This is a genomic window from Streptomyces sp. NBC_01498, from assembly GCF_036327775.1.
In the GTDB taxonomy this organism is placed as follows: domain Bacteria; phylum Actinomycetota; class Actinomycetes; order Streptomycetales; family Streptomycetaceae; genus Streptomyces.
Genome location: NZ_CP109598.1, coordinates 3,391,583 through 3,407,028, shown reverse-complemented (window position 1 = coordinate 3,407,028; position 15,446 = coordinate 3,391,583). Strand labels below are relative to the sequence as shown.

13 protein-coding genes are annotated in these 15,446 nt (G+C 71.7%); 8 read left to right on the top strand and 5 right to left on the bottom strand.

Annotated features, from left to right (window positions below; all coding sequences use genetic code 11):
* Nucleotides 1-70 precede the first annotated feature (70 nt).
* Both OG875_RS14450 and OG875_RS14445 read left to right on the top strand, forming a co-directional pair.
* A complete protein-coding gene (locus tag OG875_RS14450) occupies nt 71-478 on the top strand; it encodes a YciI family protein (protein ID WP_330174637.1) in 408 nt (135 codons plus the stop codon).
* Nucleotides 475-1,773, top strand: coding sequence for an RNA polymerase sigma factor (locus OG875_RS14445; RefSeq protein ID WP_330174636.1), 1,299 nt, complete (start codon nt 475-477; stop codon nt 1,771-1,773). The genes OG875_RS14450 and OG875_RS14445 overlap by 4 nt, the downstream gene beginning before the upstream one ends.
* A 126-nt stretch (nt 1,774-1,899) precedes the next feature.
* Here the strand turns inward: OG875_RS14445 and OG875_RS14440 are convergent, their stop codons facing one another.
* Together OG875_RS14440 and OG875_RS14435 are read right to left on the bottom strand one after the other, a co-directional pair.
* Nucleotides 1,900-2,589, bottom strand: coding sequence for a class F sortase (locus OG875_RS14440; RefSeq protein ID WP_330174635.1), 690 nt, complete (start codon nt 2,587-2,589; stop codon nt 1,900-1,902).
* Complete coding sequence (locus OG875_RS14435; protein WP_330174634.1) at nt 2,586-4,292, bottom strand: DUF4331 domain-containing protein; 1,707 nt, start codon at nt 4,290-4,292, stop codon at nt 2,586-2,588. The genes OG875_RS14440 and OG875_RS14435 overlap by 4 nt, the downstream gene beginning before the upstream one ends.
* A 789-nt stretch (nt 4,293-5,081) precedes the next feature.
* On the opposite strand from OG875_RS14435, the gene OG875_RS14430 reads away from it, so the two are divergent.
* The 5 genes from OG875_RS14430 to OG875_RS14410 all read left to right on the top strand — a co-directional run bounded on the left by OG875_RS14430 (nt 5,082) and on the right by OG875_RS14410 (nt 10,052).
* A complete protein-coding gene (locus OG875_RS14430) occupies nt 5,082-6,077 on the top strand; it encodes a DUF6192 family protein (RefSeq protein ID WP_330177741.1) in 996 nt (331 codons plus the stop codon).
* 2 nt (nt 6,078-6,079) lie between these two features.
* A complete protein-coding gene (locus tag OG875_RS14425) occupies nt 6,080-6,499 on the top strand; it encodes a RacP protein (RefSeq protein ID WP_326680947.1) in 420 nt (139 codons plus the stop codon).
* Between the two features lie 37 nt (nt 6,500-6,536).
* A complete protein-coding gene (locus OG875_RS14420; protein WP_326680948.1) occupies nt 6,537-7,385 on the top strand; it encodes an IS5 family transposase in 849 nt (282 codons plus the stop codon).
* Nucleotides 7,386-7,963: 578 nt separating this feature from the next.
* Complete coding sequence (locus tag OG875_RS14415; protein WP_326680949.1) at nt 7,964-8,335, top strand: peptidase inhibitor family I36 protein; 372 nt, start codon at nt 7,964-7,966, stop codon at nt 8,333-8,335.
* Between the two features lie 382 nt (nt 8,336-8,717).
* Nucleotides 8,718-10,052 carry a cytochrome P450 gene (locus OG875_RS14410; RefSeq protein ID WP_330174633.1) on the top strand — a complete coding sequence of 445 codons (1,335 nt, stop codon included), beginning with the start codon at nt 8,718-8,720 and terminating at the stop codon, nt 10,050-10,052.
* Nucleotides 10,053-10,125: 73 nt separating this feature from the next.
* Here OG875_RS14410 and OG875_RS14405 read toward each other — a convergent pair whose 3' ends face one another.
* A complete protein-coding gene (locus OG875_RS14405; RefSeq protein WP_329307903.1) occupies nt 10,126-10,251 on the bottom strand; it encodes a hypothetical protein in 126 nt (41 codons plus the stop codon).
* A 571-nt stretch (nt 10,252-10,822) separates the two neighbouring features.
* On the opposite strand from OG875_RS14405, the gene OG875_RS14400 reads away from it, so the two are divergent.
* Nucleotides 10,823-11,653, top strand: coding sequence for a CPBP family intramembrane glutamic endopeptidase (locus OG875_RS14400; protein WP_330174632.1), 831 nt, complete (start codon nt 10,823-10,825; stop codon nt 11,651-11,653).
* A gap of 176 nt (nt 11,654-11,829) precedes the next feature.
* Here the strand turns inward: OG875_RS14400 and OG875_RS14395 are convergent, their stop codons facing one another.
* On the bottom strand, nt 11,830-13,533 hold the full coding sequence (locus OG875_RS14395) for a nickel/cobalt transporter (RefSeq protein WP_330174631.1): 1,704 nt from the start codon (nt 13,531-13,533) through the stop codon (nt 11,830-11,832).
* Entirely contained in the window at nt 13,530-14,984 is a 1,455-nt protein-coding gene (locus OG875_RS14390; RefSeq protein ID WP_330174630.1) for a tetratricopeptide repeat protein, read from the bottom strand. The genes OG875_RS14395 and OG875_RS14390 overlap by 4 nt, the downstream gene beginning before the upstream one ends.
* Nucleotides 14,985-15,446: the final 462 nt, after the last annotated feature.

The window sequence follows — 15,446 nt, the reverse complement described above, 5'->3', positions numbered from 1 at the left end:
AGTGAACGCGACCAGCACGCGACCGGAACGCGACCACAATGGGCCGCACCTCACCGAGGAGACACACATCATGGCCAAGTACCTGCTGCTCAAGCACTACCGAGGCGCCCCGGCCGCCGTCAACGACGTCCCCATGGACCGCTGGACGCCGGAGGAGATCTCGGACCACCTGCGCTACATGGACGACTTCGCCGACCGGCTGCGGGAGACCGGCGAGTTCGTCGACGGCCAGGCGCTCTCGCCGGAGGGGATGTTCGTCCGGTACGACGGCGAGGGCCGCCCACCGGTGACCGACGGCCCGTTCGCCGAGACCAAGGACCTCATCGCGGGCTGGATGGTGATCGACGTCGACACCCGGGAGCGGGCCGTCGAGCTGGCGGGGGAGCTGTCGGCGGCCCCGGGCGCGGGCGGAAAGCCGATCCACGAGTGGCTCGAACTGCGCCCGTTCTACGGCGTGTCGCCCACCATCACGGAGTGACGCACGCGATGAATCCGCCGCCGGAGCCACGACGGGACCCGCCGCCGGAGCCACCGTCCGACCAGGCACCGAACCCGGCGTACGAGTCGGCCACGCACCCCCCGGCCACCGACCGGGCCACGCGCCCGGCGTCGGCCACCGACCCGGCGTGGGACGAGGAGCTGCTCCGCAGCCTCACGCCGGGCGTCCTCGCTGTCCTCGTCCGCCGGGGAGCCGACTTCGCGGCGGCCGAGGACGCCGTACAGGACGCGCTGGTGGAGGCCGTGCGGGTGTGGCCGGCCGGGACGCCGAGGGACCCGAAGGGCTGGCTGGTGACGGTGGCCTGGCGGCGCTTCCTCGACGCGACCCGGTCGGACACCGCCCGGCGGCGGCGCGAGGGCCTCGCCGACGAGGAGCCGCCGCCGGGCCCCGCGCCCGCCGCGGACGACACGCTCCAGCTCTACTTCCTGTGCGCCCACCCGTCCCTGACCCCGTCGTCGGCCGTCGCGCTCACGCTGCGCGCCGTCGGCGGGCTGACGACACGTCAGATCGCGCGGGCGTATCTGGTACCCGAGGCGACCATGGCGCAGCGGGTCAGCCGGGCCAAGCGCACGGTCTCCGGCGTACGGTTCGACCGGCCGGGCGATGTCGCCACCGTGCTGCGCGTGCTCTATCTGGTCTTCAACGAGGGGTACTCGGGCGACGTCGACCTCGCCGCCGAGGCCATCCGGCTCACCCGCCGGCTCGCGGCGGCGATCGACCACCCCGAGGTGGCGGGGCTGCTCGCGCTGATGCTGCTCCACCACGCACGCCGCGCCGCGCGGACCACACCGGACGGGGACCTGGTCCCGCTGGCCGAACAGGACCGTTCCCGCTGGGACACGGCGGCGATCACCGAGGGCGTGCGGGTGCTTCAGAACGCCCTCGCCCGGGACCGCCTGGGCGAGTACCAGGCCCAGGCGGCCATCGCGGCGCTGCACGCCGACGCGCCGGCGGCGGAGGAGACCGACTGGGTGCAGATCGTCGAGTGGTACGACGAACTCGCCCGCCTCACCGACAGCCCGATCGTCCGTCTCAACCGCGCGGTGGCGATCGGCGAGTCCGACGGCCCCCGGGCCGGCCTGGCGGCGCTCGCCCGCGTGGACGCCACCCTGCCCCGCCACACGGCGGCCTCGGCCTACCTCCACGAACGCGCCGGCGACCTCACCACGGCGGCCCGCCTCTACACGGAGGCGGCGACGAAGGCCCCCACCCTCCCGGAACGCACCCACCTGACCCGCCAGGCGGCCCGCCTCAACGCCCGCGCGTCCGGCTGACGGGCCGGGGGCCCTTTGCCACGCGCAGCAGGCAGGTCGGGCCCCGGTCCGTCATCGGCGCGCCCGCCCCCAAAGCGCCCACGCCCAAAGCGCCCACGCCCGACGCACCCACCCAAAGCGCCGCCCTCAACGCGCCCGCCCCGTCGTCGCGTACACCACCAGGTTGTCGCGGTATTCGCCCCGGGCCCGGTCGTACGTGCCGCCGCAGGTGATCAGGCGGAGGGACGGGGGGCCCGTGGTCGCGTAGACCTGGCTGTCCGGGAGGGCGTCCTTCGCGTACTGGCGCAGGGCCCGGACGGTGAACGTCACGTCCTTGCCGTCCTCGCGGCGCAGCGTTATCCGGTCGCCGGGGCGCAGTGAGGACAGTCCGTGGAAGGCGCCCGGTCCGGTCGCCGAGTCGACGTGGCCGACGACCACCACCGCGCCGGGGTCGCCCGGCCGGGGCCCGTCGCTCCACCAGCCGACCCGGGCTGGGTCCTCCGGTACGCCGAGGCGGCCGTCCTGCTGTACGCGCAGGCCGAGGAGCTTCTGGTCGAGGTCGATGGCGGGTATGCGTATGCGGGCCGGGGGCGGGGCGGGGGTGCGGTCCCCGGTGGAGCCGGCCGCCTCGTCCGGGCCCGAGTGGACGGGGACGGCGCCTATGTCCGTGCGGCCCGGCACCCGTTCGCCGGGGGTGGATATCAGGGCGGAGACGCCGACGCAGGCCAGCGCCGTACCGGCGACGACCGTTGCGGCGGCGGCGGCCCGGCGGGAGCGCCGCGGTCGCCCGCCCCGCGAGGAGCGGGGCGGGCGACCGGGCAGGAGCGGGCGGGTCATACCTGTCCGGCTCGGCGCCGGCGCAGGGCCATGACCCCGGCGCAGGCGAGCAGGGCGCCGCCGCCCACGGCCGTGACGGGTACGACGGGGAAGCCGTCGCCGAACGACGCGCCGCCGAGGCCCGCGCCGACACCACCGTCGGGGTGCAGGGAGTCGGCCTGGTTGACGGCGGCGGTGTTGGGCAGCGCCACGTACGGGAACGAGGCGCCGGGCTCGCGGTACGGGGTGTCGACCTTGTCGCCGGCGGCCAGCGCGGTCACGATCTTGCCGGTCTGCGCGGCGCCTTCGAGGGCCTGGAGCTCGATGTCGACGACGTCGTCGTTGAGCCGGCGGCCGTTGGGGAAGCCGGCCAGGTCCTGGCCGAGGACGCCGAGCCGGTTGGGCTTGGCGGCGGGCGGCACGGACATGTTCAGCCGCAGTTCCTCGGCGGGCACGATCGCCGCCTTGTCCGCGTCCGCGTTCAGCTGCTGCGCGTTGAGGTCGGCCTTGATGGGGCCGCACGCCTTGCAGATGCCGGTGAGGAAGATCTCGACCAGGTCGTTGCGCGGGGTCGCGGGGGCGGGGAGGCCGTAGATGCTCTGGACGAGCTTGGGGACGATCGGGTCCTTCACCGCGTTCACGACCGGGGTGACGCTGGCGTCCTTGTCCGGGCTGAGCGCGTTGAAGGCGTCCTTGTACTTCAGCGGTACGACGACCTCGTTGACCAGCGGGTTGCCCAGGCGCGAGACCTGGCGCCAGCCGTCCTCGCCGCTCGCACCGCCGTCGCCGTTCGCACCTGCCTTGTCCGGCACGGCGCCCGCGTCCTGCGGTTTGCCGTCGGCCGTGTCGTTCTCCGGGCCCTTCGCGGTGACCTCGGCGCCCTTGCGGTCGGTGGTGGACCACACACCGATCACGGGGTTGCGCGTGGGATCGCCCTTCAGGGCGACGGACTTCTTCGGCACCTGGATGGCGACCGTGTTGACGTTGTAGCCGGCGAGCGTGTTGTGCCCGGTCTCCGAGAGGTTGCCCCCGTAGAGGAGGTCGAAGATCCGCAGATCCAGGAAGAACGGGTCGGACGCCTGCCCCGCGAACGTCTGGCCGCCGTCGGGCAGCGGCCGCACCGCCTGCTTGCGCAGCGACGCGTAGTCGGGCATCGACGCCTTGCCGACCTTCGAGGGGGCGGCCGGCGCGTTGTCGAGGAGCGTCCGGCGGTTGCCGCCGCTGTCGGTGACCGTCAGGTCGTACGTCTGCCGGAAGTTCAGGGTCGGGTCGTCCAGGGTCTTCACGACGCCCGTGTTGTACAGGAACTGGTCCGCGGAGTCCCGGATGTGGTCCGTGAACTCCCAGGTGTACGTGGTGTCGGGCTTGCCGTTGCCGTCCGCGTCGATCTTGATGTTGTAGCGCGCGTCGCTGGCGAACGGGTAGAAGTTCGGGCCGCCGTTGGGCTCCTGGAAGGGAATCCAGTTCGCCACCAGGGTGACGGTGTCCGGCTTGTCAGGGCTGGTGAAGGCGTACACGTCGGTGTTGTCCGCCCTCGGGTCGCCGGCCGTCATCGGCGCCTCGCGGTGGCTGGAGGCGGAGCTGGTGGCCGGGGCGAGGCCGGTGACCGCCGCTGCGGCGACCAGGGAGAGCGTGCCGGCCGCGGCGAGCGTCCGCTCGGCCCGGCGGGGCGCCGGCTTACGTCCGGGCGCGGGGTTTCGTCTGGACAGACGGAAGGACTGCATGGGGCATCCGATCCGGTGAGAGCCACGTCCCTCCGGTGTCCGGGAGGGCGGGGCGGCTGAGAGCTGCGGAGGTTCCGCACGCCACCCCCGGCCCGCGGAGGCGCCCGTGATCGGCGATGGCTGCGCGTGGAGAACTCCCGGATGTGACGTAGGGCTGATCAAAGGTCACCATGCGCGCATGGGGCTCGCAACGGCTCGGCGTCCGAACGTGGCGGGTGCGGCCTGCGTACGTCCCGGACGGCGCTGCGTACGGCTTAGTAGCTGTTTCCGATCCCAGGTTCTGGGCAGATTTGCGCCCTAGCCTGGACCGGTGTCTGAGGGTGCCAGGAGGGCTGGCGAGAGGGGCTGTCGGGCTTGCGGCGAACGCCTCAGGCCGGGTGCCCGGCCCGAGGCGGTGTTCTGTTCGTCGGTATGTCGTTCCAGGCAGTGGCGCAAGGAGCAACGGCTGCGGAAGCGGTTGGCGGCCGTCCAGGGTGAAGCCGGCGCGGTCGAGTGCCCGGAGTGCGGAGCTCGCTGGGTGGCCGGTGTTGACCGCCGCTCAGACGCCCGGTTCTGCTCGCGACGGTGCGTCGTGAGGGCCTGGCGGAAGCGGAAGGATCCGTTCGCGGACCGTTCACAGTGACCACTGACCGAACGCATCCTCGGACCGGTTCCGTTCACAGAACGGTCAATTGTGGTCATTCCTTGTGATCTTCGTATTTGCGGTCCGACTCTCGGAAGCAGATGCGGTCCTTGCCCTGTCGCGGCCCCAAGTGCCGTGCCTCGGGCCGTATTTGGATGGTGAAAGCCATGTCCGAGCAGATTGAGAGCATCGGAGCCGTCAGCCAGTCCCGCTACGAGCAGATCGTTGCCGAGCTGCGGAAAGTCGTCGAACAGCAAACCCGCGGCAAGTTCACGATCGGCGACCGGGCCCTGGAGATCGAGCCGGTCAGGCCCCGTGGTGGCACCCCGGACACCGAGTGGACAGTTCGGGAGTCCCTGGTCCGTCTGGCCGAGGACATCGGCCTGATGTTCAACACGGTGAAGAACGCGAGGTGGATCGCGTCGCGCTGGCCGAAGGAACACCGCCAGGCCGACGTGTCGTTCACGATCCACCGCATCCTGGGCCGGATTGAGGACGACACGGAGAGGTGGGCCGCGATCAAGAGCCCTCCCGAGGGCAAATCGCGGTGGACTGCGGACGACGCCAGGCGGCGGGTCGGCTGGACGGTCGACAGCCCGGAGACCCCGCAGGAGAGGATCACCGCGATTCACCACCTGGCCCAGGACGAGGAGGTTGCCGCGACGGTGACCACCGATTTCCTCCGGCGCCCGCAGGTCGCGGCCAAAGTCTCCACGGAGAACAAGGTCCGGGTGGTGGAGGAACTGACCCGCGACGAGGGCGTCGCCACCACGGCGGCAATGAACCTCCTGCGGCGGCCGGACGTCGCGTTCAAGGCGATGAGCGATGACACCGCCCGTTTCCAGGTCAACCATGCTCAGAACGAACGCAGCTGGCAAGCCCGTCAGCACTTTGAGGACACCAGCCCGGTCGCCCCGGCGGTCCGCAAAGTCGACCGGACGGTGAAGTTCCTGGACCTGGTGACCGCCTGCCACGCGTTCGTCGCCGCGGCCGGCCGCACCGTCCCCGGCCTGCGCGACCGGACCCTGTCCGAAGACGAAGGCGCCATCGTCCACCAGAACGTCGCGAAAGTGCGGGCGACGCTGGACTGGATCGAGACCGCGGTCGACACCGGCAAGGTCGACATGGACGACGAGCTCGCGGCCATGCTGCGGGGCGAGTAGTCGTGCCCCGCGCCTCCCGGCGCAAAGGGGACGCCGCCAGACGGCACGCGGACACCGTCCGCTTCGTCCTCTTCGAAGCCCGCCCGGCCGGACTGGAGTTCCACCAGCTGGTCCGCGCCAGCGCACTCTCCCCGCACCAGGTCCGATCCGGCCTGGCCGCGCTGAAGGACGAGGCCGGGTCGAAAGGCTGGCCGCCGCTGATCTGGAATCGGCTCGACGGCTACCAGCTCGGCGCGGAACGGGCCGCGCTGGAAGCCTACGAACGACAGGTCGTGGGCGAGAAACTGACCCAGTTCCGGCGGTTCATCACCGGCACCGTCGCACCGCACGCCGCCGCCCACCCGAACGACAAGTGGGTACGGCACATCGTCGCCCAGCTCAACTCCATCGAATCCACACTCGACCTCATCGCCTCAGCCTGACCTACCCCCGCACCCATGTCTGGAGACACCTGTTGCCATGCGCCGCCGCCGCTATCCCACCGACACCACCGACACCGAATGGGCCCTGCTCGAACCGCTGCTGCCCATCCCGGCCTGCGAGACCACGATCGGCGGCCGCCCGGAGAAGCACCCCCGGCGGGAGATCGTGGACGCGATCCGCTACGTCGTGGACACCGGCTGCAAATGGAGGGCCCTGCCCGCCGACTACCCGCCCTGGCGCACGGTCTGGGGCTTCATGGCCCGCTGGGCGGCCGCCGGCATCGTCGGCCAGATCCGAGACCACCTCGCCGGGCGGATCCGCCGGGACATGGGGAAAGGACTCCGGGCGGTCGCCACCATCATCGACTCCCAGTCCGTGAAAGCCGCCTCGACCGTCGGCAGGGACAGCCGGGGATACGATGCGGGCAAAAAGATCAACGGCCGCAAACGGCACCTCGTCGTCGACACCCGCGGCCTGCCGCTGCTCGTGATGGTCACCCCCGCCGACCTGCACGACTCCGCCGCAGCGAAGGAGGTCCTCTTCCGCCTCCGCCTGATGCACCCCGAGATCACCATCGTCTGGGCCGACCGAGCCTACGCGGGCAAGCTCGTGACCTGGGCCAAACGCCACCTCAACCTGACGATCAAAACCGTCAGCAGGCCCAAGGACGCCACCGGCTTTGTCGTCATCCCCCGGCGCTGGGTTGTCGAACGAAGCCTCGCCTGGATCATGAACGCCCGCCGCCACGCCCGCGACTACGAGCGGCTCGTCCAACACTCCGAGACGCTGATCACCTGGGCAGCCATCACTCTCATGACCAGGCGCATCGCAGGAAAGGACGCTGCACCAAACTGGCCGAGGAAATCCGCGCCAACCAGCGGTTGAACCCCTTCGCGCACATTCACCAGCCTGAGAAACTACCCGCGGTTCGAGTCATAGCTCCACCGAGCCTGGCCGTCATTGCCATGTAGCACTTGGCGGGGCGTCCCGTCTCCGGCGATGCCGAGCGCGCCGACGGGGGAGCAGGCGGACCCGGGCACACCCCACAAGCCTGGACACCGCCGGCCAGCTCCGCACGGGCACGCTCCGCACGGACCGGCCGCAGCGCCCTTTCCCCCCGGCGAAGCAGTCACCCCGGCGAACCTCAGCGATGGGAGCCCCGATACCGACAGCAGAGATACCCCAGCCAGGCGTCGGCGTACGGTGCGGCCGGGCGGCGGCCGGGGGCTGCGGTGCGCGCCGGGGCTGCGCTGGCCGCTCGACAGCCGCGATCTGCTCACGCACCCGATCCAGGGAGAGGGCCAGCCAGGGTTCCAGTGTGCGGAGACGCTCCAGGTCAGGAGGCAGATACTGAGTCCGTTTGGGTGGCATCGAGACGGCAGTCGCATGGAACGGAACTGCCTGGGCAAGTCCGGTTCGGAGGTCTACTCCACTCGCCGAACTAGAGCCCAGGAGGCTCCCTGATGCGTCGCTTCTCTCTGCTCACCGCTGTTCTGTCATTAGGGGTCAGTCTGGCTGTCGTCAGCCCCGCGCAGGCCGTTGACCCGGTCGGTACGTTCTCCGGTTCCGCCTGCCCGGCCAACAAGGCATGCCTCTACAGGGACTCCAACTTCACCGGCGGCGGTGTCTACCTCTCGCGCTGGAGCGAGATCTCCGAACTCTGGCGGTACGGCTTCAACGACCAGATGTCGTCCTGGTCGAACGACACGGGTGTGCCGTGCTTCTGGTGGAAGAACGGAGTCGGCAGCGGCACCCATGTGATGGACCCGGGCTACCGCGTCAACGTGCTGTCGTCGGAGGACAACCACGCGTCCTCCGCCGCCTGCTACAACTGATCCCACCTGCGCCCGGACACTGGGAGTCCGCACCATCGGCTCGTCCACCTGGTTGCTGGGGTGGCATGCTGAACGGTTCACGCGAGGCCAGGATGCCACCGTTGTGTACCGGCCCTCGGCGGTGCGGAGTCCCGCCCGATCCCGTTCGCGGGCGGCCGGGCATGAGCTCAAGAAGATCCTGAGACCAGGACCGTCGGCCCAGTGGGCCACCTGGAGTGGGCCGGCGGACTCGGTTCCCCGCCCTCCGCCGGCCTTGTCAGAGTCACCGCCGACCCGGGGAGAGCGGTGTTCCTGACGGACGGTGAGGGATCCATCGATCGTGCCTGATCGTGCCTGAGGGGAGGGCTCAACTGTGAGGACGACTGGATCAGGAGTGCCGTGTGTGCCGGGTGCTTGGCCGCTGCTCGGGCATGCGGTGGTACTGCTGCGGGACCCGCTGGGCTTCCTCAGATCCCTCCCGGAGCACGGTGATCTGGTGGCCGTGCGGCTCGGCAGAGTCCGCGCGGTGTTCGTCTGCAGCCCTGAGCTGGTGCAGCAGGTGCTGCGCGACGACCGGACATTCGACAAGGGCGGGCCCTTGTTCGACCGGCTCCGGGAGACCACCGGGGACGGACTGGGCAGTTGTCCCCACGCGGCGCACCGGCGGCAACGGCGCCTGGTGCAGCCCGCGTTCAACCGGTCCAGGTTGCCCGGATACGGCCGGGTTCTTACCGGCCAGGTCGAGGGAGTAACGGCGTCCTGGGACGACGGTGGGACGGTGGATGTCGTGGCGGAGATGCGCGAGCTCAGCACGGCGATCCTGCTGGGCACCGTCTTCTCCGCCGAGTCGCTGCCCTCGCCCCTGGCCCTTCCCGGGGCGGGCGCCGACCTGCGCACGGTCGTTGCGGGCATCGGCGCCCGGACCGTGCTGCCGCCCGCCCTCGCGGGGGTCGCCCTGCCGGGCAGCCGCCGCTACTTCCTGGCCCGGGACAGGCTGCGCCGGTTCGCCGGAGATATCGTCGCGGCCCGCCGGGGCGGCGACGGTGGTGATGACGGGGATCTGCTGTCGGCGCTGCTGGCGGCCGGGGACCCGGATTCGGGACGGGGTCTCTCGGACACCGAACTCGTCGACCAGGTCGTCACGATGTTCGTGGGGGGTATCGACACGACGGCCGCCACCATGGCCTGGATGCTGCACTCCGTGGCCGGCCGCCCCGATATCGCCCGGCGGCTCCAGGCCGAGGCCGACACCGTCCTGGCAGGCCGTGCGCCCTCGGTTCAGGACCTGCCCGCGCTGTCCCTGGCCAGGCAGGTGGTCACCGAGACGCTGCGCCTGCACCCGGTGGTGTGGATCGTCACCCGCACGGTGACCGCGGACACCGTGCTCGGCGGCCACCCGGTCTCCGCCGGCACCGTCGTCGCTTTCAGCCCTTACCTCATCCACCAGCGCGCCGACTGCTACCCGGACGCCGACGTCTTCGACCCCGACCGCTGGGGCCCCGGACGCACCCCGCCCGACCGGCATGCCTTTCTCGCATTCGGGGACCGCGCCCGCAGCTGCGTGGGAAACGGCCTCGCCCAGGCAGAGGCCGTGATGACCCTGGCGGCCGTCGCCTCCCGCTGGAACCTGCACCCTGTCGGCGGCGGCCCGGTCCGTCCTACCCGGGCCGCGGTCATGAGCCCGCGCGGCCTCCGGCTGCGGGTCACCGCCCGCACCGACACAGACAGCAGGCGGTAGCGGCGGCCGGCACCCGGACCTGAGCCACAGAACATGCCCGGCCCCCAGGCGACGGCCGCCGCGCCGCCAGGAATCAGCCGATCAACGGAATGATCAGCGGGTAGAGGTCGAGGTCGGTAATGATCAGCAGGGTCTGATCGAGCCAGCTCATGTACTGCTCCTTCGGGTGGTAAGGACTTCCGGCCAGTCTGGTCGACACCGCCCGGCGAACGGTGGACGCACAGACACTTGATCGGGATCTGAGGACAAACGACCGGAAAGACGCTGGCCCTGACCGATTTTCTGCCAGCTGGGCCCGGCAAGCCGGGCTAAGACCAGGTGCCCCTACCGTCCCGCACCTCCTGGGGCGTGAGGGCAGGGGCGCCGATCATGCGGATCCCTGCCAGGCGTTCGAAGACGGCGACCCGGAACCCCCCGGGTAGGCCCTCATGCACGCCACCGACGCCCGAGTGCGCATTGACCGGCCTCCTGCCACCGGTTTCGGTCTCCCGGCGGACTGTCACCGGCCTCCTCCGGAGTGCCCTGACACCGGAGACCGCCGGCACCGTCCGCGGCCAGGCCGATACCAGGACCGCCACGCAACGAAGCCGTGGCCTGGGCAGGAGAGCGGGGGCAGGCTACGTCAGCTCTGGATCAGGAGTGTCCGCATATAGATCCTTTGGGAGATTTAAAGCTAAATCACATGAGATGATCTGCGGGACGTCGGCTTTGACCGGCCGGGCAACCCGGCAGGGCAAGGCCCCTGACCACCAGACGAAATGGGGTAGCCGGTGCGTGCCGGAACCAGTTCCACACAGGACAGCCGACCGGGGCGCGGCCTCACGTGGCCGTGGTTCCTGGTGGTGGTGATCGTGTACGCGGCCATCATCCAGGGGCTGGGCGCGCTGATCGGCGTGGACACCAGCTACTCCGACAGCCAGTTCCCCACTACCGAGTCCCTGGTGCGCAACGCACTGATTCCTATCGGGGCGTCGATCGTGTTCGCGGCGGCGGTCGTCACCTGGCTCGGCTGGTGGCGCGAGGTCCTGCACTACCGCGCGCCTGTGCGGCGCTGGGTGCGCTGGGTACCGATCTCGATGCTCGTGGTCGCGCTGGTCGGGGTCAACTACGGTCACCTCGCCGACCAGAGCCTCTCCCTGGTGGCCTGCCTGCTCGTCCTCGGCCTGTTCGTCGGCGTCGGAGAGGAGTTGATGTTCCGCGGTATCGGCGTCCACGTATTCCGCCGGGCCGGACTCACCGAAGGCAAGGTCGCCCTCTACTCCTCCCTGGTCTTCGGCCTCGTGCACATCAGCAATGCCTTCGGCGAGGGAGCACAGGCCATTCTCCAGGCCCTCATCGTCTCCACCTCGGGCTACTTCTTCTACCTGTGCCTCCGCGTCGGCGGCATCATCCTGCTGCCGATGCTCGTCCACGGACTCTGGGACACCAGCCTGATCTCCAACCTCGTCGGCGACGAGCCCCAGGCGTCCGTAGGCATGGCCCTCATCATCCTCCTCCAGGTCACCCTCATCGTTGTGCTGCTCGTCAAGCGCCACAAGATCGAACCCGTAGCCCTGAGCCGCCGCGAACCGGTCACAGGCCCGAACCGGTCCGCCGCATAGCCAGTCTCAGCACCATCGCCCCGACGGGACATCAAGTTGGTCCCCTCAGAAGCCGTTCGGCTTGACCTCTCGGTGACGGCAAGCCAAACGGCTCTGTCACCACTGAGGCCCCAGACTCTCCTGAACAGGAACTTCAGGTTCAGGAACAGGTACTTACGCCCGCCGGGCTACGGGGGTCACCAGGGCCCGGCGACGGCGCGGAGGGTGAGGCCGATGCCGACGAGGAGGACGAGGGCGGAGGTGGCGACGGGTCCCCAGCGGGCCAGGCGGCGGAGCCGCTTCCAGCGGGCGGCCGTCGCGGTGCGGGTGCGGCGTTCGACGTGGTCGCGCAGCCGGACCAGGAGCAGCCCGGCCAGGGTGAGCGTGCCGGCCATGCCGAGTCCGTAGGCGAGGACGAGCAGGACGCCGAACGCGGTACGGCCGAGGGCGACGGCGCCGAGCAGGACGACGAGGGCCGAGGGGCTGGGGACGAGGCCGCCCGCGATGCCCATGCCGATGAGCCCGCCGCGGGTCGCGGTGGCGGGGCGGGGATGGGCGTGGGCGTGGGTGTGGGGCTGGGGGTGATCGTGGGTGTGGGTGTGGGGTCCGGTGTGGACGGGGGTCAGCACGGCGACGGGCGAGGGGCCGGAGTCGGCGGGCTGTTCGGGGTGGGGCTCCGGGTGCGGACGGGTCTCCGGGTGGGGATGGGGGTGCCCCTGGTGGTGCCCGTGCTCATGCCCGTGTTCCCCGTGCCCGTGATGGTGGTGGCCGTGGGTGGGCTCGCCCCGTACGGCGGAACGGAGCAGCCACAGGCCGATTCCCGTGACCAGGAGCCCGCTGGCGAGGCCGAGCCAGGTCAGGACGGTTTCCCCGGCGAGGGTGGTGGCCACCGGCAGCAGGAGCCCGAGGGTGAGAACTCCGGCGGTGTGGGTGAGGGTGACGGTCGCGCCGACGGTCACCGCGTCGCGCGGTGTGCCGCGCCGCCCGGCGAGGTAGGCGGCCATGATGGTCTTGCCGTGGCCGGGCATGGCCGCGTGCGAGGCGCCGAGCACGACGGCGAGCAGGAGCGCCAGCAGCCCGACGGGAACGGTGAGTTCGCGCGTACCGACCAGGGAGTCGAAGGCGCCCGTCACCTTGTCCAGCACGGCCGTGACGGGACCGGGCACCCAGTCCGCGCCGGGCCGCGCGGCGCCCGCCGTCCCCCCGCCCGGCCCGCCTGGCGCCGTGCGCAGGTCGGCGGAGCGCTGGTCGAGCGGCGACGCCAGCGGATCGGCCGGGTATCGGCGCAGCTCGTCGGTCGCCGAGACGGCGGGCACGTCGCTCGCGGTGAGGGTGACGCCGCTGCCCCGCGCGGTGATCTCCTGCCAGCCGATCCGGCGGCTGTCGTAGGCGGTGCGTACGGTCAGGTCCGCCGGGCGCCGCAGGTCGGCCGGGGCGGAGAGCGCGCAGCGCAGCCGGCTCGTACGCAGCCCGGCCTCGCCGGGGTGAAGCGTGAAGCCGCTGCCCCGGACGCTGAAGCCCAGCGGCGTACCGCCGTCGTCGACCCGCAGTCCTTCGGCGGCGTTCGCGCAGGCCGTACGCGCGTACCGCCCCGCCTCGGCGCCGCTCACGGTGCCGCTGCCGTCACGGTCGACCCCGGGGAGCTCCTGCGCGGCGGCGATCTCGGCGCGGTCGACCACGAGGACGGCGTCGACCCGGTCGGTGTGGAGGGTGAGACCGGTGTGGTGGTTGACGGTGAAGTTCCCCAGCGGGTGCGCGGACGCGTCCGGCGCCCCCACGCCTCCGGCGACGACCACGGCGGCGAGCAGCAGTCCGGCCGCGAGCCCGCGCCGCGAGGCCGGCGCGCGACGCGAGTTGAGGGTGCGAGGGATGGCGCGGGCGTGAAGAGAGGCGAGGTTCATGAGGAGGCGTCGATCCGGTCGAGGGCGGTGCGGGCGCGCGGGGCGTGCAGCGGGTGGAAGCGCGGGTCGAGGGCCAGCGCCCGCGCGAGGTCCTCGCGGGCCGCCGCCGTGTTCCCGAGCGCGTCGTGGATCATCGCCCGGTGGTAGTGGGAGAGCGCGCCGCGCGTGCCCAGGGCCAGGGCCCGGTCGGCGTACGGGAGGGCTTCCGCGTCCCGCCCCGCGCGGTGCAACGCCCAGGCGTGGGCGTCCTGTACGGCGATGAACGGCCGCGCCTCGACGGCCTCGCGCCCCATCGTGACAGCCCGGTCCGCGTCGCCGTGATCGGCCTCGAACAGGATCGCGTCCGTGTCCGCCGGGGCGCCCCCGGCCCGGCGCACCCGCTCCTGCGCGCGCAGGATCCCGTACTGCGTACGGGCCTCCGCCTTCCGCCCGAGCGACTCCTGAAGCTCGCCGAGGCCGAGGACGTACTGCGGCAGCGGGACGATCGCCACGGCCGCCGTGTAGTCCTCGACCGCCTGCCGGTCGTGCCCGAGCGCCGCGTGCGCACGGGCCCGCGCCTCCAGCAACGGAGCGTCGTCCCTCTCGCCGCCCGGACGACGTGAGCCACCTGAACCACCCGCGCCGCTCCCATCGCCCGCCCCTGCCCCTGCCCCCGCCTCGCGAAGGCCCGCCGACGCCTCCCGCAGCGCCGTCGCCGCGTCGCCCGACTCCTGTGCCAGCGTGGCGAGATGGAGCCGCGCGAAGGCCCGGTCGGACGGCGAGGCCGCACTGTCCAGCGCGCGTTTCATGAGCGCGCGGGCACGCGGAACGTCCCCGCGCAGCTCCCACGTGTAGGAGGCCCGCGCGAGCGACGCGGTGCCGGGCCGCAGATCGGTCATGCGCTGCACGGCGCGGTACGCCTCCTCGTAGCGCCCGAGCTGCGTGTACGCGTCGGCCAGCACACCCTGCGCCGCCGCGTTCGACGGGTTGGTCGCGGCGGCCTTGCGGCCCCAGGTCAGGGCGGTCGCGAAGTCGTGCCGCGCGGCGGCGAGCGCGCCCATGCCCGTCTCCGCCTGGTAGTTGTCGCGCGGCTGGATCCTCAGCGATCGGCGCAGCGCCGACTCGGCCCTGGCGTGGACGGCCGGATCCGCGCCGGTACGGCCCTCCTCGACGTACGCCATTCCCAACTGCGCCCAGCCCACGGAGTTCTCCGGCACCCTCCGCAACTCCGCCCGGAGCGCCTCCACGGACCCCCGGGGCGCGCCCGCTCCCGAGCCGGACCCCGAACTCGCCCCCGGATCATCGCCGTTGACGCCGCCGGAACCCGGCTCCCACGGCGAGAACCCGACGGCCCCCACCGCGAACAGCACCGCCGCCAGACCCACCGCGACAGCGGCGGCACGCAGGGCACGCGGCCTTCGGCGGCCGGGAGATCGAGAGCTCGGGCCGGTGGGTTCCATCTGCTGGGACACGGTCCTCCTCGCGGAGCGCGTACGGACAAGGGCGGGGGCGGTGCCCGTCGACCGGGACACACCGTGCACCGGACCACCGGTACGTAGAAGGCAGACAAGCATGAGGAACGGGGGTTTCCTGACGATTTCGGGCGCAGCCGCCTTCCGCCGAACGTGCCGTGCCTCGAAGACCACCGCGAAACCGCAGGTAGCAACCCGTTCCCGGCGGGCGGGAAGCGCACCCAGAACGTGCCGCGACACGAGGCCGCCCGTTAGCCCGATCGACGGCGCCGGGCTCTCGCGTCGAGCGGTCTCCGGCGCGCGGGGGGTGGCGGATGCCCCGAAGTGTCGACGCGGATGTGCCGAGAGGCCGACGGCCGTCGCGTGCGCGCTGCCGTAATGACGACGGTCCGATCGACGGGTCGCCTTTTGATCAATTCCGCTCGCATTTCACTCGACGGCGGCCACGGTCACCGAAATCCC